This window comes from Paenibacillus lautus (genome assembly GCF_050482385.1).
GTDB classification, from domain to species: domain Bacteria; phylum Bacillota; class Bacilli; order Paenibacillales; family Paenibacillaceae; genus Paenibacillus_AQ; species Paenibacillus_AQ lautus_B.
Genome location: NZ_JBCNHV010000013.1, coordinates 22,052 through 47,234 on the forward strand (window position 1 = coordinate 22,052; position 25,183 = coordinate 47,234).

Consider the following 25,183-nt stretch of genomic DNA (forward strand, 5'->3'; position numbering starts at 1 on the left):
CCAATTCGCAATTAAAATGTAAGCGGTTACAGGAATATATAGGAGGTGAGGCTTAACAAGCTAAGCCATTGTTTATTTACAAAGTATTAACCCTGATTTGATTGCTGATTAACAAAACGTAGTTATGCTTAAATAGTTAATCCATTTTATTTATTAATTAACGGGGGAGCGAAATAATGTTTAATGGAAAAATGAAACGATTCATGAGCACGGGTGTTGCAGCGGTATTATCTTTAACTATGCTGGCTGGTTGCGGCGGAAACAGCGGAAAGAACGAGGCTAGCCCAAGTACAACTCCTGCTGGTTCGGATAAGCCAGGTGTATCTGCAGAAGTAGAGACTTACGAGAATGGATTGCCGAAGAATGAGGAAGTAACACTAAAGGTGGGCTTCTTTGTAGGAGGGTATGGCCGGGAGTGGTTCGATTATGCAGTTGAAGCTTTCACAGCCAAGTATCCCAATGTCAAAATAGACATCACGGCTTCAGCTGATATGAAGACGATTCTTTCTACAAAAATCTCTGCAGGCAATGATAATGACATGTTTGATCTATTCAATACAGAACCGTCTGGAGGTATTATAGGGCTCGCTGAAGCCGGCAAGCTTGAACCCATGGATGACATTTGGGACTTCCCTCTTCCAGACGTACCGGACAAAAAGGTCAAGGATCTTATGATGCCTGGCATGTACGAGTCAACGCCGATGATCAATGGGAAAAGATACGAATTTACTACGGCGAGCAGCTTTGGCGGGTTGTTTTTTAACAAAAAGCTATTCGAAGAGCACGGCTGGAACCAGAACCCGAACACATGGGACGAATTTAAAGCACTTCTAGCAGACATTAAAGCGGACGGCATTGCTCCAATTACGTTCCCGGGCATTCATCCAAGCTACCATAACTGGGCGTTCGGAACAGCCAAAAATTTTGAGCTGGCTGATATCAATGGCCATGTCGATGAATTTATCGAAAATTACAGAACTTATGGTCTGCCGCAATACACAAATCCAGAGACGGTTGAAACCTGGACGCGCTTCTATGAGCTTGGCAAGCTAGGATATTTTGCAGAAGGACTTCCGGCATTGAACCATACGCAATCGCAAATGCAGGTTATTCAGGGGCAAGCTGCGATGGTATCGACAGGGACACATGTTGAGAATGAGATGAAGGAAGCAACGCCTGCGGATTTCGATTGGGGCTTCATGGCTGTTCCTTTTAGGGATAACACGAATCAAACGCTTTGGATTCGAAGCGGAACTTCAAACTTCAATTATATCTGGGCAGCTAAGCCGGAACTGAACAAAAAGTGGGCCAAAGAATTGATCGCATGGCTGGTTACGCTTGAAAATCAACAATTTGCTGCCGAAAAAGCAGGTGCTTTGCCAATGCGCAAGGATTTGATGGAGGATCCTTCCAGAGCGGCTAACCTTTCCAGCTCTGCTCAATCTGTTCTGAAGTACATAGCAGATAATAATGCTCAGACTTTTAAAGCAAGCCGGTCTATCAACATTTCCGATCCGAATCTTGCTCAAGCCGAAAAATTAATGAATGAGAATATTGTGAAATTTGCTATGGGCATGCAGGATCCGAAACCGATTCTGGAGCAAGCTGAAGAGCTGTTGAAGAAAGCTCTAGAGGCTGAAAAGAAATAATAAGACGTGTTGGAGCGGGGAGGATTCATCTCCGCTCTTCCGTTTTAACTTCTGAGACCCTATAGGCTTCACACTGAAAGTGACTAATAAACAGTAAGATAGGAGTTGACCTCTCGTGTCTGATTTAACCGCTGTGAAGACACCAAGGCCCTCTGTGCTGCGCAAACTGGGTCTAGATAAAGCGAATACGCAGAAGTGGATATTTCTGTTCATAGCCATCGTGCCTCCCTTTGGCGGCTACTTGCTCTTTACGTTGTTTCCGAACATTTTATCCGTTTATTATTCGCTGCTCAATTGGGACGGGTTTACGGATGCAACGTTTGTCGGGCTGTCCAATTTCGTCACCGCATTCCAAGATAAATATGTATGGCGCGCGCTTACCCACAACTTGATTCTCATGATAACAGTGCCTTTCTTTGTTATTATCATCTCTTTGATGCTTGCCTATTTAATTACAAATAAATCGTATAAAGAAAATAAATTGTTGAAGGTATTGTTTTTCTTCCCGAATGTTTTATCTACGGTCGTAGTCGCTCTCCTCTGGGCTTTCATTTATGACGGATCGTACGGTTTGCTGAATGGGATGCTGAAGTTCATCGGAATTGATATCGGGAATTTCTATTGGCTGGGCAATGAAAGCACGGCGCTTGCATCCATTATCCCGGCATGGGTTTGGGGCGGTGTCGGCTTGTACGTCATTATCTTTGCCAATGCGATGCTGGGGATTCCAAAGTCATTGTACGAGGCGGCGATTCTTGAAGGAGCCGGACATATGACACGCTTGTTTAAAATTACAATGCCGCTCGTTACGCCAATTATCCGCGTCAGTGCTTTGTTCCTCGTCGTCGGCACAATGAAGGGCTTCGAAATCATTCTCATTATGACGAATGGAGGGCCATTCGGGTCGACGGACGTCATCGGCCTTTACATGTTTAACTTAGCTTTTGGCGTAGAGTATCGGAATTACGGCTACGCTTCCGCAGTCGGTATGATTCTATTCGTTATATTAGTAACGGCAAAGCTGTTAATCGATAAATTTGTGCCGAACAAAGGCTACGAGTATTAATATCCATATGAAGGTTCGGAGGGATATGTTTGAAGGAAAAACGAACGTTAATGGACATTGTGTGGCGTCTGGTGCTGTATGCCTGGTCGCTGACCATATTATTTCCTTTAGTCTGGGTTATTTATGAATCGTTAAAAAGCAATCCTGAGTTTTTTAAAGATATATGGGCGCTGCCTTCGGAACTAAGATGGCAGAATTATTCGAAGGCTTGGAATCAATACGGTTTTGGGCAATCACTCTTAAATACTCTTTATTATGTTGGCGGAAGTCTGGTGCTTGGACTTTTCTTTACGACACTTAACGCCTATGCGCTTACTCGAATGAGCTTCAAAGGAAGAAAATTGATTTGGGGTTTGATTATGTTGTCCCTGTTCCTGCCTGGCATCAATGCGCTTGTACCCCAGTATGTCATTATGCGGGAACTGAGTTTGACCAATAGCTTGACCGGTTTAATTCTCCTGTCTAGTTTGGGTGAAAGCGTGTTCTACCTTATGCTGCTCGGAGGGTTTATGAGCTCTCTGCCGATGGAGCTTGAGGAGAGCGCAACGATGGATGGTGCTACATTATTCCAAAAGTTTTGGCGTGTTATTGTTCCTTTGTCTACACCGGGAATTGTAACCGTTGGCGTATTCAAGTTCCTCGGGTTCTATAACAATTTCTTAGCGCCGTTCATCTATTTGAGCGATCCCAAGAAATATCCCATTGCGGTGCAAATGTATTCCGCGAATAAGCAAATGGAGTTTACTGCGGATTGGGTAACTTTGTTTGCCGGTGTAACCATTGCGATGGTACCGTCCATTATTATTTATATCTTATTCCAAAAACTTCTGATGGAAGGCGCAACAATGGGAGCGGTGAAGGGATGAATACGGTGCAGCAAGTGAAGGCGAAATATAAGCTGATTGCATTGGATCTGGACGGGACTCTTCTGACGGATGAAAAGCACATTACGGAAGAGAACAAAAAGTGGCTTCGATATGCAGTAGATCACGGTGTTAGGGTGATATTTTCCACCGGAAGAGGCTTGCAAACTACAAAGGGCTTCTGGGACGAACTGGGGCTTGATTCCCCGATGGTGCTGCTCAATGGCGCAGAAGTTTGGGAGGGACCGGGCAGGCTTAATAAACGCGTCTTTATTCCTCGGGACACGATCCGCCGCATTCACGCTATTGCTACTGAACAGGGCGAGTGGTATTGGGGCTACAGCGTGGAAAGCCTGACGGGCGACAAGGATTGGACGCCTGAAATGTTCGAACGGGATTGGATGAAATTCGGCATCGGCAGCAATGATCAACAGAAGCTCGCGGAAATTAAAGAAGAGTTGCTCAGTTGGGGGACGCTCGAAGTTACCCGTTCGGCCCCTAGTAATATGGAGATTTCAGTTAAAGGTATTACAAAGGAAAGCGGAGTGAGCGAGGTTTGCCAGATGCTGGGCTTCTCTATGCCCGATGTAATTGCTATGGGAGACAGTGATAATGACGTGAAGCTTTTAAAGGCGGCAGGTCTCGGTGTGGCGATGGCCAACGGTGAAGAGCATATCAAATCCATAGCGGACGTAATGACGGCCACCAACAACGAGGACGGCGTTGCTCTGGCGATTCGGAAATATGTATTCCAAATGGAGTAAACGCAGCATACGTATTCTAGTAAATATAATGAGGGAGTAGAGATAGATGACCGTTCAATCGAAAGAGATAAACTTAGATCAACTGGGCGGAACTATATACCCGGAGACAACAAATGGCGAACAGTTGAGATGGCATTCTCCGCTTGAAGCGCCCTTTCACATCGCGGGTTTCCCTTGGCTTGCACAAGATGGGATTTACAGACGCCTGCCTTTGGCCTCCGGGGCCGTCTTGCCGCCCGCGGTTGATACGCTTGCTTATTGTACGGCAGGCGGGCAAATTCGCTTTCGCACTAATTCTTCAAGGCTGGTCATAAGGGTACGCCTTGCCGGACCGGCCAATATGTATCATATGCCGCCTACAGGGCAGTGCGGGGTTGACTGCTATCTTGGAGAGCCGGGAGAGCAGAGCTTTATCACCACGGCTAAATTCAAACCAACGGAAAGTGAATATGAATCCCAGCTTTATCAGTGGGATACAAAAAAAGATGTGGCCGTCACCTTAAACTTGCCGCTCTACCAAGGGGTAGAAGAGGTGTGGATCGGTGTAGATAAGGATGCTGTCATAAGCGGTGCATCTGCTTATGCAAGCAGTAGACCCGTTATTATATATGGAACCTCGATTACGCAAGGGGGATGCGCCTCCCGGCCGGGTATGGCTTATTCCAATATCCTCAGCCGCATGATTCCGGTGGAGTTCGTAAATCTTGGCTTCTCAGGGAATGGAAAGGGTGAGCCGGAGCTCGCGCATATCATGTCGGAAATCGACGATCCGGCGCTATTCATTCTTGATTATGAAGGGAATACGGGCGAGGCCGGAAACATCGCTCGAACGCTGCCTACCTTCATTCAAATTCTGAGAGAGCGGCATCCCGAAGTTCCTATATTAATTGTCTCCAGGATTTGCACTGCGGAAGACCAGTTCTATATGGAGAGAAGGGAGCTTCATGATCGCCGCAGGCTGATTCAGATAGAGAATGTGGAACAGAGGCGGACAGAAGGAGACCGTAATCTCCATTTCGTTGACGGTTTTAAGCTGCTAGGCGATGATTTCGTTAATGATTGTACGGTTGACGGAACACATCCAACGGACCTCGGATTTTTGCGCATGGCACAGTCGCTTGCACCTATCATAAAGCGATTGTTGCGACTGTGATGAACAAGATAGATTGATATGAACAGCCTTCAGACGCATTTTTTAGTTTAGGGGCTGTTTGTTTATCAGTCAGACACCTGTATTACACTTTAAGCCGAAAAAGGAGAGGATCTTGAGTGGAGTCCCAAAGAAGAAGACTGCCTTTCATTGTGCTGGCTTGTATGATCGCGGGGGTTGTTAGTCTTTGTTACGACAATTTGATATTCGCGTCTTCAGAGAAAGAAGATGGTGTTTCTAAAAAAGATAGAGCTAAGTACTTAGGAGCTTCACTGTTCAAAGGTCACATGCATAGCCATACATCTCTTAGTGATGGGATCTTGTTGCCTAATGATGCTTACAATTTTGTGAAAGCTAATACAGACTTTGATTTTTTTGCAGTGACTGAACACGACGTGACTTATGACATCAGTACGGGCAGTGATTTTATTACGAATGTTCAAGACTCTTATTCAGGAGAATACAAGTTGCTGCATGAGCAATCGGATGCTCACAATCGTGATCACGAATTTATTACCCTGCCTGGTACGGAAGTGACTTGGTATGATGAAGCGGGCCATATCAACCTATTTAATGCCCCATGGTTTGCAAGAACACATGGAGTAGGTGCGGATGGCACTTGGGGCTGGAGCGACATCAAATATGATTTGCCAACCTTTTATGCAAGACTTGCCCAAGATCCTAATGCAATTGCTCAATTTAATCATCCACGCTCGTCAGGAAATTGGAGTTTCAATGAATTTAAACATTATAACCGAGATGTTGACAGAAACCTTAATATGATGGAATACAAATCCTCCAATGATTTTGCAATCTATACCAAGGTATTAGATCGAGGCTGGCATGTTTCACCTGTGTTTGGCGGAGACGAGCATAAAGGAAATTGGGGAATGGTTCAGCCCCATGTGACCGGTATATGGGGAGATAATCTTACAAGAGAAGGTCTTTACGAGGCGATGCGAAACCACCGCACCTATGTATCATTTGATCGAAACTTAGAAATGGCGGTTTCAGCAAAAGGTCAAATGATGGGGGCGATCCTTCCAGCCAAAACAAAAGAAATTGATCTTAAGATACGGATAAATGACCCTGATGCTAACGATGATTTGGATAAAGTCGCTGTTTACAAAAACAGCGGTGAAATCGTCAAGGAGTACCGCAATATTGCCAGCAATCAATTTAAAAAGGAAGTAACCTTAGCAAGTAAAGATGGGGATTATTTCATCGTTAGAGCTTTCCAAGCAGATGGTGAAGAAGCTATAAGTGCTCCAATTTGGATTGGTGATGAAACGAGGGGCACGGTGCATGCGCCTGAAATCACGGTTCATGGACAATATCCGGACACGATTAAGCTTGGGGATCAAGTGGAAGTGCTGGGCGCTTCGGCGACAGATGATCGCGGTCAATCTTTATCGGTGGAAGCCATCGTTCTAAATGATAAGGGAGAAGTAGCGGTTGCAAATCAGCATTTCAAGGTCGACATGTATGGAGAGTATTTCATTAAGTATGTAGCAACCGACGCTCAAGGAAATACGCGTGTTGAACTTATCCGATTACTTGTTGATCAACAAAAGCTAGATGCGGATAAAGTTTTAAATGAATTTCAACCCATTGTTAATGTAGGTGCAAACGAACATGAAGTGGGAATAAATTTGGTGACGGATAAGGCATTAGAAACGTCGTATATTCAGTATAAACCTGAATCAGCAGCGACGTGGGACCATGCTGAAGTGGTACAAGCGGAAGTCTCTTATTTTCAAGTTGCCTATGGTGATACGTTTGCGAAGAGTAATTATCGCGTGCTTGCAGCTCATGAAGCGAATATAACAGATCTCGACTTAGGGACTAAGTATGACTATCGGTATGGGGCTTCAACGACAGGACCTTGGAGCAGCAGTTATAGCTTTAGGACCGCGCCAGCTTCAGAGGAAGCCGTTATGTATGTGATGGGGGATCTTGAAGTTCCAGATCGAAAGCCGGAAAGTTTCCGTCTCTTTAAAGATATGCTGGACGTTCTGCAGGAGAAAAATTCAAACGGACAGACTGTGATTCAAGTCGGGGACTTGGTCGAAAACGGCGGCAATATGTATGCTTGGGATGATGTGTTTAGCAACATTTACAACAACGATATGGGTCTGGTTTCTGCTCACATTGTCGGGGACCGTGAACGTGCGACGGAGCGGAAAATCGGGCCGTTCTCCGGGTTTTTCAACCTGCCGAAGAACGGTGAAGGCAGTTACCGGGAAACGAATTACTCGTTTGATTATGGTGATATGCACGTTGCTGTTCTGAATTCTGTGCTGGATTTCGACAAGCAGCTGTCATGGCTGGAAAAAGATTTGCGGGCAACTGACAAGAAGTGGAAAATCGTTATGGGGCATTATCCTTACTATGGCGGCCAATCTGGCGATGAGACCGGTATGGATATGATGAGAGTGAAACTCTCTCAAGTATTTGAACGGCTTGGCGTTAGTTTGTACATTGGCGGTCATGATCATGTCTACAAACGGACAACCATCCGAAACGGTGTAAAAGATATATCGGAAGAAGCGATGAATCTAGGCACAACTTTTGTGACCGTTGGTTCATCTGGTCCAGCGTTCTATGATAATAAATCATTTGACTGGGATCATATCGTTTATGATGAAAATAAGCAGACGGGTGTTATTTTAGAATCAAACGATCAATCTCTCACGTTGAAAGCTTACAACAGCGACGGTGTTGAAATTGATTCATTTACGATTAAACAACCTGCAAATTATATGAACTTAACAAGCGCAATAATAGAAGATAACGTCTTGAAGGGCGTTGGGGTCCTGAATTACCCGAGCTCGCTTGAACGTGTCACCGTTATGGGGGAAAAGCGTGATCATACAGGTGAACAGCTGTTGGAAACGGTGATTCAAGAAGCAACACTAGAACATCTCGGACGTGAACAAATCATCTTATTTGACAACCCTCTTGCATTTGACGATGAACATACGATCGTCGTAAGAGTGGTTAATAATCCAATCGATCAAGAGCCGTTAACGGAACCGTTCATAGCTAAAGAAGGAATGCTGGGCGATGGTTCGGAAGACAACCCATATCAAATCAAAAGTGCCAGCGGACTTTATAAAATGCATGAATTCCCGGACAAACATTTTATTTTAGATCGGGACATTGATGGTAATGGCGTGTTTTTTGAAGCAATTGGCGCGAATAGCACTCCATTTACCGGTACGTTTGATGGGCAAGGACATACGATTACAGGCGTTATTGTCTCCTCAGGCGGCGCGGGTCTCTTTGCCGTTAATGAAGGGACGATTCGAAATGTAGGAATCATCAATGCTGACATTGATGTACGCCGAAGTAATATTGGGATCCTGGTTGATCAGAATGATGGGATCGTGGAATATGCCTACAGTACCGGATCTATTCGAGGCAATTCTACAGTTGGCGGTCTTGTGGGCTACTCGAACGGTATCGTTAGAAACAGTTATTCAACCGCTCGGGTCAATGCACGAGGCAAGCAAGCCGGCGGCATGATCGGAATTACGAATCGGGGGAGTATAACAGAACAGGTCTATGCAATGGGGGCCGTTATAGCAGAAGAATCAAATGCTGGCGGTATCAGCGGATACGGATATAACCATACGGTCATTCAAAATAGTATGGCATTAAATCCATCTATTGTTACAGGTACTGCATCGAATCGAATTGTCGGCAGAGTTTTAGCTGGGGAGACGGCAACTTTAGTCAATAATTACGCCGATGAAAGTATGTTTGTTAGCAGTGAGAACGTTACGGTTGCTGACCCAAACAATGAAAAAGGACAGGGGGTGGGTGCAGAAGCATTCACGAAGCCATCTTTTTTCATGGAGACCCTCGGTTGGGATTTTGATTCGATCTGGATCTGGAATGAAGATGCCAAACGTCCATTACTGCAAAGTAATTTGGAGCAAATTAACGAAGATCATATTCCGAAGCCGAAGCTTGATCAGAACGAAGATGGGTACTACATCATTCGTTCGATTAGCGAATTAAAGACCATATCAGAATTTCCAAATGAAAATTATATATTGGAAAACGATCTTGATTTTGAAGGGCAGCTATTTGAACCCCTATTTAAGGGGACGCCGTTCCTCGGCACATTTGATGGAAATAATAAATCGTTAACCAATGTTAAATCAGAAAACGGCGGCTTATTCCATCTTAATGGCGGAACGATTAAAAACATAGCTATGGTAGATGCAAGCGTCACTGGCGGGAGTAATATAGGCATACTCGTTAACACGAACAACGGAACGGTAGAGAATAGTTATGTAACGGGCACAATCGAAGGCTCCAGCACAGTGGGCGGCCTAGCGGGCTATTCCAATGGCATCGTGAGAAACAGCTATTCTACGGCAGATGTAACGGCCCAGCTGAACCAAGCTGGAGGTCTAATCGGAATTACAAACTCAGGCAGCTTAACGGAATACGTGTATGCATCCGGAGCTGTCCAGGCGCTTAGAAGCAACGCAGGCGGAGTGACTGGCTACGGTTATAATGATACGGTTGTTAGAAACGTTATTGCTCTTAACCCTTCAGTCGTGACGCCGGCGATGGCGAACCGCGTGGTGGGACGAGTCCTTGCCGGGCATACCGCAACGCTTGAGAATAATTATGCGTTCGACGGCATGATTGTGGATAAAGAAGGCGAGAGTATTGCCGCTGCTGACAACAGAAAAGGTTTAGGGCTATCCCAGCAACAGGTTGAAGACCCTAATACGTATATGGATAGACTGAAATGGAATTTTGAGTCGGTTTGGATGTGGAATGATGCTTTAAAGCGTCCGGTATTGAACAGTAATCCTGAAGAGGCAAGCGAGCCAGGCGTGCCTTTGGAAAGAAATGAAGCAGGTTATTACAAAATCAAATCCATTGCTGATTTGAACGTTATGGAAAACTTCCCGGCAGAAAAGTATATTTTGGACAATGATTTGGATTACGCCGGACAACCGGCTGAGTCACTTTTTAAAGTGGTTTCGTTCACCGGTGTTTTGGATGGCGACGGGAAGAGCATAGTTAACTTTAATTCTTCGAGCGGCGGCTTATTCCATCTCAATAACGGAGTGATTAAAAATATAGCCATGATAGATGCCAGCGTCACTGGCGGGAGCAGAATAGGCATACTCGTCAACACGAACAATGGCGAGATAGAGAATAGTCTTTCAACAGGCTCCATTACAGGCTCCAGCACAGTGGGCGGTTTAGTAGGCTATTCCAATGGTATCGTAAGAAACAGTTATTCTACCGCGGATGTAACCGCTCAGGTAAGTCAGGCCGGTGGCCTAATCGGAATTACGAACTCGGGCAGCCTAACAGAAAACGTGTACGCATCTGGAACCGTTCGGGCGATGACGAGCAATGCAGGAGGAGTGACTGGATACGGATACAATGATACGGTCGTCAGAAATGTCATTGCCCTGGGCCCTTCGGTTACGACGCCAACGATGGCAAACCGGGTGATGGGACGAGTTCTTGCGGGGCACACTGCAACGCTTGAAAATAATTATGCATTTGACGGCATGATGGTGGATCGGGAAGGTGTTGCTGAAGGGTCCTTAACAACAGTTAAAGGATTAGGCCTATCTGAAACTGAAATAGAGACTCCATCCACCTATACAGACAGGTTAGGGTGGGACTTTAACGCGATTTGGAGATGGGACGGTATTAGTAAACGGCCCGTTTTACAATCGGTATCAGAAGGCAACGAAGAAGAGCCAGTTAGCCTGATTGGGCTTGAGCTCGAGGGGCTGTTTACGCTGGCCGTTGGAGAGAGTGATCAAACGGTGACTACTGCAGTTTACAGTGACGGAAGCCGTGAAAAGGTAGAGATAAACGTCATCTATACAAGCAGTGATCCAAGTATAGCGGAGATCAGCGCTAGCGGTGTAGTAACGGCCAATTCGGAAGGAACCGTACTCATCACGGCAGAGTATGATGGCTTGATTTCGTCCTATGAGCTAAAAACCTTGACTCCGAAGCAAATCGATATGGAGAGAGTCAACCTAGGCATGGATTCTGAAATCACGCTTCAGTTCACTTCTTCGGCCATTGTCGGAACGGGGGAGTGGTGGATTGCGAACCAGATGCCGCACCCTCCTGCCTTCATGGCGGAGCAAGCCATGAGACTGCTAGAGCGGCACGACATTTATTATGCCGGCAAAGGTAATTAAATGATCCCGGTTAAAGGAATCTCAAGTATTGGGCAGTTTAATAAAATGAGTCCGGTAATTATACCGGGCTCATTTTTATTTATGTCCGCAAGTGATTTATTTTGGTCAATAAAGCTTTTCGATTTCTATAGCAATGTGCATACTTCCGATCTATTGGAGAGCTTGTTCGTTTTATTATTAAGCTTAGCTGGTCTCCAGAAGAGGTATATAGTTTCAACAAGGATTTCCATTTTCATAGTATGATTATGTTGAGAAAAGATGGAATATGTGGAAAGGTGAGAGACAATGAACGAATTGCAGAAAGAAGCGTTGGAAGAGATGAAAACGGCCATTCATAAATGGTTTGACGAACAGGAGAATCGAACGAACGTAGAGGAAGTGGTCTTACGCACCACGCTGCAAGTAGGCATCTTTAACTTTGTCATGCTGGATTATCGGCCGGGGAGGACTAGGGTTGACAGTTCGCAATCTATGGGGAGCGCTGCAGGCAAAAAGTCGATGAAAGTTTCGCCCTTTACACGGGAGCAGATATTGCATGAGGTTCAGCCCCTGCTGGTGGAAATCGTACGGGAGAGGCTAGACAAGGTGGAAACGTCGCCGTTGATCAATTACCAGTTTACCTTTCATGGAACCTTCGCGACGACAGACGGGCTTGTGGAATTAACAGTGCTGGAAACTGTATATGAAGCGAAAAAGCGTCAGCTTCTGGAGCGAATTCAGTCCTATATCGAGAAAAAACTGGAGAATGGCACTTACCCGACAAAGCCGCTGGAAACTTTCTTTTTGGCGCGTCATCTGCTGGATCCGTATTTGTTCCCCGAACCGGAAGCCGCAAAGACGATCGCTTTATTTGACCGGATTCAGGAGTTGAATAAAGAACGGGTTGAGGCTCTCGCGGAGCATCGAAGAGATATTATTAGGGCTTTGACCGGCTGGGCCGAGGATGTGTTCCTGCCACGTTACTATGACGTCACCCGTTCCGAATACAGGACCAATGAATATGTGATCAAGCCGGATGCTGTTCTTGAGAATAAGGATGAGCCGAATCACCCTATTGACCTTCTGTTATACGGCGCTGTAATGATTATTCGTTATGAGCCGAACTATAGCAAATTTAGGGGGCAGACTTTTCTGGAGCTGGCGGAGCAGCTTGGCAGCGGCAAAGCCGTACGCATGTTGAAGGAGGGCAGCGACAGCTTCTCGCACGACGAAGTGAATATGCACCATGAGTTGGTTGAATGCAAGGCTAACGATGTTTTTTCCCTCTTCACCATCGTTATTCGCAAGGAAGAAGCCGGGGCGTATGAGCGGGCGATTTTGTTTATTCTCTCCCTGCTCCGAAAAGGCTTCCCGAAAAGCTACAAAATCAAGCTGAAATCCAGCGTGAGAGAGTATTTGCCCATCAAGGGGTTAGCCAAATCGGACACGCACCGTTTGTTTGCGAATGCTCTGGCTTATTCCGAGCTGCATCCGTTATTGGAGGAATATGCTCGTGAGGCGATGGTAGAATTTGAATGGTATGAAGATACGGAGGACGAAAAAAGCGTCATGCCGGGCAGTTATGCTGTGTTCGGGCTGGGGCTTTCGTCCGAGCGTTATTTTCCGCTAGTTGAAGCTTACATGGACCTTGTGGATGATGAGCACCAGCTGGTGCATGACAAGTTCACAGCCGTTTTTGCCGAAACCTATGGCATAACGGAACGCTCGATTCCTACCTTGATCGTCTGCCTGCTGCGCTCCCACGACTCGCTAAAGCTGAAGATTCAGCCGGAGCTGGAAAGCGAAGACAAGCTGACGCTATTAGTACAGCAAATAGAGACTTTGTCGGATGATGAGGCCGAGCGGGTACTGTACCCGATCTGGGGCAAGTTGGAGAAGCTGGCTGCATTGGCTCGCAAGGCGCAGGAATCGCGCAAGGAGCTGCTGCTTCGCCTGCTAAAGGCAGCGGGCATAGAATGATGGTGGCTCGGTGAAGTGGTATTGATAAGTGTGCTTTTGGGGGATTACACGTAGTTAAGGCCTATGACCCGATAGCCTCGTTAAACTGAACTAGACGTTAGACAAAAAAGCCTTAACCCTGACTGCAGGGCTAAGGCTTTAATTATTCATTAAGCGAGTCTCATCTTAAAATCCTGATAGCCGAACTCGCGCACGACGCGGCAGTTGCCGTCTTTCTCCTGCACGGCGATGGCCGGTAGCGGCATGCCGTTGAAGGTGTTGGTTTTGACCATGGAGTAGATTGCCATATCTTCAAACACTAATCTGTCACCGTTTTTAAGGGGCTGATCGAAGGAATAGTCTCCGATGACATCACCCGTCAGGCAGGTCGGACCGCCAAGCCGATAGGTGTACGGCTTAACTCCGGCTTCACCCGAACCGACAAGCGGCGGGCGATACGGCATCTCCAGAACATCCGGCATATGGCATGTCGCCGACGTGTCCACGATCGCGATCTCGATGCCGTTCTTATGGATATCCAGTACGGAGGTGACCATATAGCCCGCATTGAGCGCGATGGCTTCTCCAGGCTCCAGGTAAACCTCCAAGCCATATGTATCCTGCATTCGCTTTATGCAGGCTTCGAGTCTCGGGATATCATAGTCGTTTCTCGTGATATGGTGACCGCCGCCGAAATTGATCCATTCCATCTGCTGCAGCCATGGCCCGAACTTGTCTTCGACCGCATTCAGCGTGGTCTCCAAATCGTCCGAGTTCTGCTGACACAGGGTATGGAAGTGCAGCCCCGAAACGCCTTCAAGCAATTCCGGCTGGAAATCCTCCCGTTTCACGCCAAATCTGGAGCCCGGCGAACAGGGATCATAGATTTCATGTCCCTCTTGCGTCGAGCATTCCGGATTGATGCGAAGGCCAACTTTTCTACCCGCAGCAAGAGCTTTCGTTTTATACTTTTCCAACTGGGAGAAGGAGTTGAAGATGATATGATCGCAAATGGAAACAATCTCGTCAATCTCATCTTCACGATAGGCAGGGGCAAAGACGTGATTTTCCTTGCCCATTTCTTCGTGACCCAGCCGCGCTTCAAATAAACCGCTCGCGGTCGTACCGCTTAAGTATTGCCCGATAAGGGGATACATGGCGGTCATGGAAAAAGCTTTTTGCGCCAGCACGATCTTGGCTCCCGTACGCTTCATGACGCCGTTCAGGATTTTTAGATTTTTTTCGATGAGTGCTTCATCGACGACGAAACAAGGTGTCGGTAATTCCTCGAAACGCATCTTAACGAACGAGCTCCGGCTCTTTCGCTTCTTCAGGCAGGGCGTCAACCAGCACTGGATTGAAGTCCTCTACCCATGGAAGCCCCCATTTGTTCAGCTCTTCCATGAATGGATCCGGATTGAACTCCTCGACATTGTATACGCCAGGCTTGTTCCATTTGCCGGTCATGACCATCGCCGCGCCGATCATGGCAGGAACTCCAGTTGTATAAGAGATAGCTTGGGAGCCGACTTCTTTATAGCACTCTTGATGGTCGCAAACATTGTAGACATAGTACGTTTTGTCTTGGCCGTCTTTCTTCCCTTTGAAGATACAACCGATGTTCGTCTTGCCTACCGTGCGAGGTCCCAGGGAAGCGGGGTCCGGAAGTACCGCCTTCAGGAATTGAAGCGGAATGATTTGTTTTCCTTCGTATTCGATCGGTTCGATGGAAGTCATTCCTACGTTCTCAAGCGCCTTTAAGTGCATGAGATAGCTTTGACCGAAAGTCATGAAGAAACGGATGCGTTTCAGTCCAGGCATGTTTTGCGCAAGGGATTCAAGCTCTTCATGGTAGAGCAGATACATATCCTTTTGGCCGACTTCAGCAAAGTTATATTCACGCTTAATTTCCATCGGCTTCGTTTCGATCCATTTCCCGTTTTCCCAGTAGCGGCCGTTAGCGGACACTTCGCGGATGTTGATTTCCGGGTTGAAGTTCGTTGCGAAAGGATAGCCGTGATCCCCGCCGTTGCAATCCAGAATGTCGATATATTCGATTTCGTCAAAATAGTGTTTCAGCGCATAAGCGGAAAATACGCCGGTTACGCCTGGATCGAATCCGCTGCCCAAAAGAGCTGTGATTCCTGCTTTTTCAAAGCGTTGGCGGTAATCCCATTGCCATTTGTATTCGAATTTCGCCGTATCTTCCGGCTCATAGTTTGCCGTATCCATATAGTGCGTTTTGGTGGCCAAGCAAGCATCCATGATCGTCAAATCTTGGTAAGGCAGAGCTAGGTTCATGACGATATCCGGTTTGACTTCGTTAATCAGAGCGATCAGCTCATCTACGTTGTTTGCATCGACCTGTGCGGTCGTAATTTTGGTTTTGCCACCCTCCAATTTTGCTTTCAGCTCATCGCATTTGGATTTCGTACGGCTGGCGATACAGATTTCTTCGAAAACCTCGCTGTTTTGAACGCATTTATGAACGGCTACAGATGCTACGCCGCCGGCGCCAATGATTAGTGCTTTTCCCATTTTTCGATCTCCTATCCCAAATAAAATTTTTTTAATGTAAAAACGGCAACAAAAAAAGCAAGCGAAACACGCACCATGCGCATCACACTTGCTTTGATATAGTCAAATAATAAGATAGTCCCAATAAACATGACCGGACAAACCTCTTGCTTGCTCGTCAGTCAGCCATAAAACTTAAGCGTTTTATGGAAAGGCGCTTAATATTCAAATATATCATGTTAGGATCAGAGTCTATATAGCAAATAATTACTTTTACCACTCTTATTGACCGTTTCACAAGTTGTGTGCATTAGCACTGGTTGTAAAGTAACCAACTTATAAAATTTGAGCTTTGAACTCAATCAATAAGGCAACGAAAGTTGCCAATCGGCAATTGACCCGGCTGTCCGTATGGCCTTAACTTCCTAAATGGAAGTGGTCAAAGATTATCTGCTTGGAAAGATCCTAAATATATTGACTATTCGCTTTCCAAAATCACGCTATTTCATAATAGCAGGATAAGGATTATTGAACAAGAAAAATTTTAAAACAAATGCATTTTTTGCGGCGTTGAAAACAAAATGAGGCATCGTATTCAAGGCATTCAACACGAAATAGAGCCTGCCGGGAATGCTGGAGTAGCTTACCATAGGTGGCGATTGATCTCCTGGTAGAAGCACAATGTATCAGTAGGACTGATGTATTTTATTGGAAAGATTAATGCCCAATCATTCATAAAAAGTGGTATTCTCTTATTAACCAAGTTTTAATACCTGAATAATATAAATTTATATATTGGGGGCGAGTACATGCTTTTATCTGAACGATTGCCATTGGCAGCAAGTTTGTATCCTGAGGCGCCAGCGCTTTTGCGTCATGGTCAGATTATGAATTATGGGGAACTTTATCGCCTTGCTAAACAGCTTAGTCATGCCTTGTATTCTGAGGGTCTCCGGCCCGGTGATCGACTTGCTCTTCTCGGGGATCCTGATCCCCAACTTGTTTTAGTGCTCTATGCCGCGGTTGAAATCGGAGTCATCCCGCTAGTTCCGTCCCCTTTGCTAACTGTAACTGAGATCGCAGCCATACTTGAAGATGCGGAACCGCACATCTTGATCCATGACAAACGTTATGCTGATATCGCTAACTCCACGGTACAGCTTCTCTCGAATCCTCCGAAACTGTTCACAATTGAAGAAGGTTTGACGACTTCTGCATCACTCAGTTCTCTTCTGGATAAGCATCTTGCACCACCTTCAGCAGGTGCTTGCAACCGAAATGCAGATGATACAGCCGTTCTGATCTATACAGGAGGAACAACGGGCAGACCGAAGGGAGTCATGCATTCGCATCGTGGCATGGCAGCCTGGAGTCAATTTACTCCTTCCGCCGGTTTCGGTTATGATATTGGACGTCGTGTGCTGATACTCAACATATCGCATCTTGTTGGGCAATTCCAGCTGTGGGCGACCATGGCTGCCGGAGGCTGTTTGGTGTTTCTGGACGAGTATCCGGCAAACGTGCACCGCATACTGGAGGCCGTGGAACGCGACCGGATTACGCATCTCAGCACGGTCGGCCAACTGCTGCGTGACCTTACCCACGAGGCGTCCGCAACCGGCATAGATACGCGAAGCCTGAAAGGGATCGGTTGTGGAGGGTCCATCATTGCACCGGAAACCCTGCGGGAAGCGGTTGCTCAATTCCCTGGAGCGATGATTGTCAACAACTATTCGCAAGCGGAGTGCGGAATGTCGATCAGCCGATCATTTCCCATTCATCATCTAAACGATCCGATTCGTCTTCGATCCGTAGGTCGTCCAGCGGATCTCGCCGCCCAGGGGGAACAGGCCTTTCAGGCTCGGATTATCGATGGTGACGGTAGGGAGGCTGAAATAAACGAGCCGGGCGAAATCGTTGTTTGTGGTGCGCAGACTATGATTGGGTATTGGCGCCAACCGGAGACGTCTAACGAGGCGATGCTCGACGGATGGGTTCGGACCGGTGACGTCGGCTGTCTGGATGCCGATGGCTACCTTTATGTATTGGATCGACTGAAGGACATGGTGATCGTAGGTGGTTCCAACGTGTACTGTGCTGAAGTGGAGCAGGTCATCTCAAACCATGAGATGGTTAATGATTCGGCGGTGATCGGCCTCTCACTTCCTTGCGAAGGTGAGAAGCTCGTGGCTTGCGTTGTTCTGCGGGACGGCGGTAGCTTGGACCTGGCACAGCTGCAGGCGTTTTGCGAACCGAGTCTCGCAAGGCATAAATGGCCAACTCATCTGTTCATCCTAGATTCGTTGCCTCGAACGGTCGTGGATAAGGTGGACAAAAAGCAGCTACGCAAGCAATTATCCAATCTGATTCCGAAGGGCTAAGCTAAAGGAATAGTTAATAAGTATACGTGACTAAAAGAAAGGGCCATCCCGCAAAGGATGGCCTTAAGACATGGCGTTACAACAGTGCAGAGAATCGTGTCACAAGTGACGGTAAAAAGTAAACATGAGATTACATTTAATGTAAATAAAATAAACATAAAAATAATTAAAAAAGTAACTGTCAATAAGGGCGAAGTATATGGATAAAAATGAAAGAACCCTCCGAATCTGGAGAGTTCTTTTCATGGAGTACCGGTCCACTTATCCACTTCATGAATAACATCAAAAACGCAGTCACGTTGGCGGGGCTTCACAAGACGCTGAAGACCCTGTTTTTGTCCTTTCCGCCAGCCTAGTAATCGACTCAATGTCTTGATCCGTTAATTGATCAAGGAAATGTTTGCGTATTGCCTTGGAGACTACGGGACGGGCATCATCCAATGCTGATTTACCAGCGGAAGTGATGACGACTTGAACACCCCGATCCGTGTCTAATGGTTTCCTCATCACAAGTCTGCGTTTTTCCATCCGCGTCAGATGATGTGATAATCGACTCTTATCCCAGTCCATCGAGTCGGCCAATTCCTGTTGGCGAAGGCTACCGTTCCCCAAAAGGTCTAACCGATCTAATACCCCATAATCACCCTCTGATAGTCCTGTGTGCTCCGACATCTCTTTTATTACGCGACCGAAGATGCTCTGAAAGGAGCCTTTCCACATATGCCATATTCGCATTTCCTCTTTGTTTAGTTCGTTCTTCTCCATAGGAACATAATAGCATGGTTGACGCATCAACCACAATGTGTTATCGTCGATACAGGTTGACACATCAACCTGTGGCTATATTGCAAAGACCGCACATCGAAGTAAAAAGGGAGAGTGTTACTATGCGGGCCGCCCGTTCGCCTCGAGCTCCTCGAAGCGAACGGTCCGATGGGCAAGTTCTCGAAAGAGGACGGCTTGCTCCCCTGGTGATTTATCTCGAACGTGTTATCGAGGAGTACCCGTAGTTCAGGAACCTGCTTGACCGCTTCCTCCCGGAAACGGTTGCTAATCTTTTTCCAAGAAAGGAACATTTATTATGAAAATCAACGTTAGTTCGCCTACTCCAGTTGTCTCGATGAAGCCAGTAGTGCTACCAGCCCCGGACCGTGGTGAGGATCTGCAAGTTCGAGTGTCTGCGCCCGCGATTGGGAGTGAATTACCTATTATTGTTTTCTCGCACGGCTACGGCTGGTCGTTGGACGGCTACGGCCCGTTGGCCGACTTCTGGGCTGCTCACGGCTTCGTCGTCATTCAACCCACCCATCTCGACTCGAGGACACTGAACCTTCCTCCTGATGATCCCCGTACACCACGGATCTGGCGTTTCCGAGTCGAAGACATGAAGCGCATCCTCGACCAGCTTGATCTTATTGAGGCTTCCGTTCCCGGCCTCAACGGGCGCCTCGATCGAAGCCACATCGCCGCAGCTGGACACTCCTGGGGAGGCCAAACGGTGAGCATGCTGCTCGGCGCGCGAGTCCTCGATAACCACGGCGAGCCGGGAGAGGACATGTCCGACTCGCGGATCAAGGCGGGCGTGTTGCTGGCCACGACTGGCAGGGGCGGAGCTGACTTGTCTCCGTTCGCAGCCGAACACTTCCCCTTCATGAACCCGAGCTTCGCGGACATGAGCACGCCGACCCTCGTGGTAGCGGGGGACCATGACCAGTCTCATCTGTCCACTCGGGGGCCGGACTGGTTCACGGACCCGTACTTCCTGAGCCCGGGCAGCAAGAGCCTGCTCACTCTCTTCGGGGCAGAACACTCGCTCGGCGGAATCTCCGGCTACAGCGTCGCGGAGACGACGGACGAGAGCCCCGAACGAGTCGCCCTGATCCAGCGGCTCACGTTGGCCTACCTTCGCAACGCGCTAGACCTCGACGATTCCAGCTGGCCGGCAGCTCGCGCGGCTCTGGAAGAGAGCGCCATCCCGCTGGGTCGTATTGAGTCTAAGTAAGGAACTGACAGGCGTATCGACCCGAGAGCCACGACAGTGCCTACTCGCCCTTTCAATGAAAATAATGAAGGAGCTGCCGCGGCAGCTCCTTTCGCATTTTTCGCCGATAGAGACGTTAAGCTGAGCCGTATCATAAGTAGGGCGAAATGGTTCCCTGAAATGCCCATGCCTCGGTCTCCTCAGGTTACATTCAAGCCCTTGCTGGACATGTACTTAAGCATCATGCCACCGAGAGGGGATTTCATCTTTAGCAAGTCGATGTACTTGCGCGACAGCCGCCCCTCGCGGGTGTTCTCGCTGCGAGCTTGGTAGTAGCGTTTCATGTCGCTGTCATAAGCTTGGACCAACAGCTTGTGTTCAAAATTAGAGCGTAAAAAAATTCTTGCAGAGCGTCACGATTTCACTTGAACCTTACGTAACGTAATGTTTTACAATAGAGCTACCGGTACATAGCTAGCGCCAAAGAGTGGAGATGGTTCATGAAGAGACATTGGAAGGTCGGAGATCTCGCTAAGCTGACGGGGCTTACCGTCCGAACCTTGCGGTTCTATGATCAAATCGGGTTGTTCTCTCCGTCGGGACAAACGGAATCCGGCCACAGGCTGTACAATGAATTGGACTTGTCACGTTTGCACCAGATATTATCGCTTAAGGAGCTGGGATTATCTCTGGAGGAGATTAAATCGGCCTTAAATGGCGGGCAGATCAGTCCGCTTGAGATCGTGGAACTGCAGATAGACCAAATCAAAGAACAGATTAAACTGCAGCAGAAACTATTGGAGCAGCTAAGATATGTATCCAAGCTTATGCAGGGCAAGGCGGAATTAACGGTTGAAGATTTCGCGAGCCTTCTGCAGGCGATGAAGATGAGATTTGAGAAACCGGTCATTGAGCGGCAAACGGGTTGGGAGCGACATTTGGACCTGTTGGGAGATTTTCTTGCTGAAGAGAACGGAATTTCGAAACATAAGGAGGAAAATGAATGAATGAACGATTCGTCAAGCATGGAACCTTCGTCGTAGAACGGACTTATGCCGCTCCACCGGAGCGGGTTTATCACGCATGGGCCGACCCGATTGCTAAAGCCAAGTGGTTTTCGAAGCCAGAGATCTTCGATTTCCAGGTTGGGGGGCGGGAGTACAGCAGCGGCGGGCCGCCGGAAGGGCCGGTCTTTACCTTCGATGCCAGCTACCAGGAGCTTGTTCCAGAGCAGCGTATTGTCTATACGTACACACTGGATTCGGGCGGCGTACGCATCTCCGTCTCGATCACAACGGTCGAGCTTATCAAGGTGGAAGGCGGTACGAAGTTGATTTTCACAGAGCAAGGTGCATTCTTTGATGGTCATGATACGCCAGAAATACGGGAACACGGGACAAACATCATGTTGGACACACTGGGCAAGGTAGTGGAAGGGGAGGTAGGAACATGACCATAGGCGAAAATGAACTTATGGCTTCGCGCGAGTACGATGTCCCGCAGGAGCTTGTGTTTCGGGCATGGACAACCCCTGGTTTATTAGCAAAGTGGTGGGGACCGCAAGGTTTCACGAATACGTTTCACGAATGCGATATGAGGCCGGGAGGTACGTGGAAGTTCACCATGCACGGACCGGATGGCGTGGATTATCCTAACCATAACGTCTTTGTTGAGATTGTGCCGACGGAGCGGGTCGTGATTGATCATATAAACGTTCATGAATTTCGGGTAACGGCTACCTTCGAGGGCTTCGATGGCCGCACCAGGGTCACCTTCCGTCAACTTTTCAAGAAAAAAGAGGAGTTTGAACAAGCCAAGCCCATCTGTATCGAAGCTAATGAACAGCAGCTTGACCGACTTGGCAAGGTGCTGGCGGAATTGGCCGACTAGCGTTACCAAGTGATATCTGCATTTATCCGAAAAGATTGCTGCTTATGTGATATCTCTAAAATGTCGCCGTTCACGATCCCAGCCGGGAATCGGACGGCGATTTTTGTTTTAGTAACGGAAGGACGGTGGTGGAGATCTGAATTGAAGATCAACCGGACCTTGTTTTGCTGGATATCAATATGCCTGAGCCAGATGGTCTTGAATTATGCAGGAAAATCAGAGACTTTTATTTCAGCTTAAAAATGACTGATCGCAACAAATACAGTTAATGCGAAGAAGACAATGTTCACGCCGATTTCTTTATATTCTTTACGTGAAACATGGTATAGGGCGCCGAAAAGAACGACTGCGGCAAGTCCGGTTGCGGCAATTGGCGTCAATACAGGTGCAATATTCAACGCTTGGGGCAGAATGATTCCAAGTGCCCCGAACAATTCTGCTAACCCGATAAAGACAACGAACTCTTTTGAAACGTCTTTTACCCAACCCCAAGACTTTTTGGCTTGTTCATACTGAAATGCCTTCGACCACCCCGAGTAGACAAAACCTAGTGCTGCAAGCCCTTGAATGATCCATATTGTGATATTCATGAATGGTGCCAACCTCCTGACTACTTTTTCGACATCCTCTAAAGGTATAATAGACTCTGGTATTCGATTTAAGGAAGTAGGCACTTTATTTAAACATAGTAAATAAAAAGTTACCTAACAAGGCAAGGGAAAAGGGGGAGTTCAATGAAAGAGTATTGCAAATTTGAATCAGCGTTGGATATTCTAGTGGGGAAATGGAAGTCTGTCATTCTGCTTCAGCTTATTTCAAACGGCACCATGAGATTCAGCGAGCTTCAAAAAGCTATACCGGATATAAACAAAAAGATGCTCACACAACAATTAAGAGAACTTGAGTATAACGATATCGTACATCGCGAGGTTTATAACCAAGTTCCTCCGAAAGTAGAATACTCGATTTCGGATTACGGCAAAGGTTTAAGTACGGTGTTACAGGCATTGAACGATTGGGGTGCGGCCCATATTGAGCACATGAATACGCTATACGGAGTAGATCGTTCAGGGAATGAATCAGGGGGAACCAGGTGAATTCCAAAATTCAGGTGAAAAGTAGGTAGACTCAGGACAAACCATCTCTATAATGAAAATAAGAGATGAGTCGTCCATTCGCCCAAGATCTCAGAAATCGATTTGAGAAATTTGAATATCATTTAGAAAAAGGTGAGACGCTTTGAAAGCAAACCGGATGGAAGCATTCAGCGATGGCGTGCTGGCCATTATTATTACGATCATGGTGCTGGAATTCAAAGTGCCGGAAGGCCATGACTGGCATGCGCTAGTTGAACTTGGTCCAAAAATTATTAGTTATATTTTCAGTTTCGTATATGTCGGCATCTATTGGAACAATCATCATCACCTGCTGCATATGGTTCGAACGATGAACGGGCGGTTGATGTGGCTCAACTTGCTGCTCTTATTTTGGCTATCCCTTGTGCCGTTCACGACAGCTTGGATGGGGGAAAGCCATTTTGCACCCACTCCAACGGCGCTGTACGGGATAATTTTATTGCTAGCGGCGTTCTCGTACTGGCTGCTTCAGCGCATGATTATGAACCAGCATTCCGGCGATTCCTCATTCGTCGGAGCGATAGGTAAAGATTGGAAGGGAAAACTGTCTCCTTTACTCTACTTGACTGCGGCCTTGACCGCTTATGTGAGTGTCTGGATATCCGGCCTCTTTTTCGTACTTGTTGCCGTAATCTGGTTCATGCCGGATAAGCGAATCGAGCACGCCTTGAGAAGCCACTAAGAAAAGCTCTTCGATTCTCGCATGCAGGCGAGCTTCGAAGAGCTTTTTTTGGTATATAGAGCGGGCCACTATGGCTTTCTCCTTTTTGCTGCTTAGCATAGGTTCTCTGAATCACGGTTTATTTCCAAGGCCTATGCTTCAATAACATTGAAATATAGAAAGTTTCTTTTTCAACAATAAGTTCTGTATGGGCCACACTGTAATTGGTACCTTCCATGGTTATTCCGTTTACTAATTTTGTGAGACGAAGAAATTCTCCAACTTCGGATACGTAAATATCTGTCGTAGAGTTGTCAGGGAATATGCATAGCACTCTAAGGGGACTCATTCCTTTCTTAAAGCTCCATGAGGCCCCCTTGTCGAGCCATTGAGTTTTATTTTTGGGAAAATAGGGCAATCTTATTATATCAAACATAAATCCCTTTAGGGTATATTTAATTAAATTAAATCCTATAGTATCTTGGAGTAATGATATGTCTGGTCTAAGGTTTGCTTAGGGTGATCGCTGTGAGTGATTTGATGAAGATGGTAGGGGAAGGCATCCGGCACTTCCGAAAACTACGTGGACTAAGCCAAGAGGAACTTGCAAGTAAGGCTGAGGTACACGAAACTTATATTGGTAAGCTGGAGCGTTCCGAAAAAGTATGTTCCGTTGTGGTACTGGATAAAATTACGAATGCGCTCAATCTTTCGATGGTGGAATTTTTTAATTATATCCAGCCTGTTAGCGAAGACGCGAGCGAGTCAACACTCGCAGAAATTGTGAACAGGCTTCGAAGTAGAAGTGAAAATGAGCAAAAGAGGATATTGAAAGTCATCGACGCAATGTTGGACAATCCGTTGAATTGAGTGGAGATCATTAGATCGCCTTTATATTTGACTTACGGCGTTGAGGGATGAGTTTTTATTATTAATCAAACTAAGGATCAAGTTGAAAATAAAACGTTATGAGTGGGAAAGGAG

The 25,183-nt window shown here is 46.9% G+C and carries 20 protein-coding genes; 16 read left to right on the top strand and 4 right to left on the bottom strand.

Annotation, left to right across the window (positions count from 1 at the left end; genetic code table 11):
* Nucleotides 1-176 precede the first annotated feature (176 nt).
* The 7 genes from ABEW73_RS16730 to ABEW73_RS16760 all read left to right on the top strand — a co-directional run bounded on the left by ABEW73_RS16730 (nt 177) and on the right by ABEW73_RS16760 (nt 13,654).
* Nucleotides 177-1,649, top strand: a complete 1,473-nt coding sequence (locus ABEW73_RS16730) for an ABC transporter substrate-binding protein (protein ID WP_430166349.1) — start codon at nt 177-179, stop codon at nt 1,647-1,649.
* Between the two features lie 115 nt (nt 1,650-1,764).
* Nucleotides 1,765-2,715 carry a carbohydrate ABC transporter permease gene (locus ABEW73_RS16735; RefSeq protein WP_430166351.1) on the top strand — a complete coding sequence of 317 codons (951 nt, stop codon included), beginning with the start codon at nt 1,765-1,767 and terminating at the stop codon, nt 2,713-2,715.
* Between the two features lie 29 nt (nt 2,716-2,744).
* On the top strand, nt 2,745-3,581 hold the full coding sequence (locus tag ABEW73_RS16740; RefSeq protein ID WP_430166353.1) for a carbohydrate ABC transporter permease: 837 nt from the start codon (nt 2,745-2,747) through the stop codon (nt 3,579-3,581).
* Nucleotides 3,578-4,342 carry a Cof-type HAD-IIB family hydrolase gene (locus ABEW73_RS16745; protein WP_430166355.1) on the top strand — a complete coding sequence of 255 codons (765 nt, stop codon included), beginning with the start codon at nt 3,578-3,580 and terminating at the stop codon, nt 4,340-4,342. Before ABEW73_RS16740 ends, ABEW73_RS16745 begins: the two co-directional genes overlap by 4 nt.
* Nucleotides 4,343-4,388: 46 nt before the next feature.
* Complete coding sequence (locus tag ABEW73_RS16750) at nt 4,389-5,495, top strand: SGNH/GDSL hydrolase family protein (RefSeq protein WP_430166357.1); 1,107 nt, start codon at nt 4,389-4,391, stop codon at nt 5,493-5,495.
* A gap of 116 nt (nt 5,496-5,611) precedes the next feature.
* Nucleotides 5,612-11,695, top strand: coding sequence for a CehA/McbA family metallohydrolase (locus ABEW73_RS16755; protein ID WP_430166359.1), 6,084 nt, complete (start codon nt 5,612-5,614; stop codon nt 11,693-11,695).
* 285 nt (nt 11,696-11,980) lie between these two features.
* Complete coding sequence (locus ABEW73_RS16760) at nt 11,981-13,654, top strand: DUF6138 family protein (protein WP_430166361.1); 1,674 nt, start codon at nt 11,981-11,983, stop codon at nt 13,652-13,654.
* A 149-nt stretch (nt 13,655-13,803) separates the two neighbouring features.
* On the opposite strand, the gene nspC is transcribed toward ABEW73_RS16760, so the two are convergent.
* Nucleotides 13,804-14,931 carry a carboxynorspermidine decarboxylase gene (nspC, locus tag ABEW73_RS16765; protein ID WP_430166363.1) on the bottom strand — a complete coding sequence of 376 codons (1,128 nt, stop codon included), beginning with the start codon at nt 14,929-14,931 and terminating at the stop codon, nt 13,804-13,806.
* A 1-nt stretch (nt 14,932) separates the two neighbouring features.
* A complete protein-coding gene (locus tag ABEW73_RS16770) occupies nt 14,933-16,171 on the bottom strand; it encodes a saccharopine dehydrogenase family protein (RefSeq protein WP_430166365.1) in 1,239 nt (412 codons plus the stop codon).
* 788 nt (nt 16,172-16,959) lie between these two features.
* On the opposite strand from ABEW73_RS16770, the gene ABEW73_RS16775 reads away from it, so the two are divergent.
* Nucleotides 16,960-18,531: a class I adenylate-forming enzyme family protein gene (locus ABEW73_RS16775; protein WP_430166367.1), complete on the top strand. Its 1,572-nt coding sequence runs from the start codon at nt 16,960-16,962 to the stop codon at nt 18,529-18,531.
* Between the two features lie 294 nt (nt 18,532-18,825).
* Here ABEW73_RS16775 and ABEW73_RS16780 read toward each other — a convergent pair whose 3' ends face one another.
* Nucleotides 18,826-19,323: a MarR family winged helix-turn-helix transcriptional regulator gene (locus tag ABEW73_RS16780; RefSeq protein ID WP_430166889.1), complete on the bottom strand. Its 498-nt coding sequence runs from the start codon at nt 19,321-19,323 to the stop codon at nt 18,826-18,828.
* A 289-nt stretch (nt 19,324-19,612) separates the two neighbouring features.
* Here ABEW73_RS16780 and ABEW73_RS16785 point away from each other — a divergent pair, with 289 nt between their 5' ends.
* The 5 genes from ABEW73_RS16785 (at nt 19,613) to ABEW73_RS16805 (ending at nt 22,671) form a co-directional block, all read left to right on the top strand.
* The gene (locus ABEW73_RS16785) at nt 19,613-20,533 is read left to right on the top strand and encodes an alpha/beta hydrolase family protein (protein ID WP_430166369.1); all 921 of its coding nucleotides are present in this window, start codon (nt 19,613-19,615) and stop codon (nt 20,531-20,533) included.
* 479 nt (nt 20,534-21,012) lie between these two features.
* Nucleotides 21,013-21,519: a MerR family transcriptional regulator gene (locus tag ABEW73_RS16790; protein ID WP_430166371.1), complete on the top strand. Its 507-nt coding sequence runs from the start codon at nt 21,013-21,015 to the stop codon at nt 21,517-21,519.
* On the top strand, nt 21,516-21,965 hold the full coding sequence (locus ABEW73_RS16795; RefSeq protein WP_430166373.1) for an SRPBCC family protein: 450 nt from the start codon (nt 21,516-21,518) through the stop codon (nt 21,963-21,965). The genes ABEW73_RS16790 and ABEW73_RS16795 overlap by 4 nt, the downstream gene beginning before the upstream one ends.
* A complete protein-coding gene (locus ABEW73_RS16800; RefSeq protein WP_430166375.1) occupies nt 21,962-22,402 on the top strand; it encodes an SRPBCC family protein in 441 nt (146 codons plus the stop codon). Before ABEW73_RS16795 ends, ABEW73_RS16800 begins: the two co-directional genes overlap by 4 nt.
* Before the next feature lie 140 nt (nt 22,403-22,542).
* Nucleotides 22,543-22,671 (top strand): response regulator, encoded by a 129-nt coding sequence (locus ABEW73_RS16805; protein WP_430166891.1) that lies wholly within the window; start codon nt 22,543-22,545, stop codon nt 22,669-22,671.
* Here the strand turns inward: ABEW73_RS16805 and ABEW73_RS16810 are convergent.
* A complete protein-coding gene (locus ABEW73_RS16810) occupies nt 22,639-22,992 on the bottom strand; it encodes a DoxX family protein (RefSeq protein ID WP_430166377.1) in 354 nt (117 codons plus the stop codon). The genes ABEW73_RS16805 and ABEW73_RS16810 overlap by 33 nt on opposite strands.
* 144 nt (nt 22,993-23,136) lie before the next feature.
* Between ABEW73_RS16810 and ABEW73_RS16815 the strand changes: the two genes are divergently transcribed.
* The 3 genes from ABEW73_RS16815 (at nt 23,137) to ABEW73_RS16825 (ending at nt 25,069) form a co-directional block, all read left to right on the top strand.
* Nucleotides 23,137-23,499 (top strand): winged helix-turn-helix transcriptional regulator, encoded by a 363-nt coding sequence (locus ABEW73_RS16815; RefSeq protein ID WP_430166379.1) that lies wholly within the window; start codon nt 23,137-23,139, stop codon nt 23,497-23,499.
* Between the two features lie 142 nt (nt 23,500-23,641).
* Nucleotides 23,642-24,220 (top strand): TMEM175 family protein, encoded by a 579-nt coding sequence (locus ABEW73_RS16820; RefSeq protein WP_430166381.1) that lies wholly within the window; start codon nt 23,642-23,644, stop codon nt 24,218-24,220.
* Nucleotides 24,221-24,727: 507 nt separating this feature from the next.
* The gene (locus ABEW73_RS16825) at nt 24,728-25,069 is read left to right on the top strand and encodes a helix-turn-helix domain-containing protein (RefSeq protein WP_430166383.1); all 342 of its coding nucleotides are present in this window, start codon (nt 24,728-24,730) and stop codon (nt 25,067-25,069) included.
* Nucleotides 25,070-25,183: the final 114 nt, after the last annotated feature.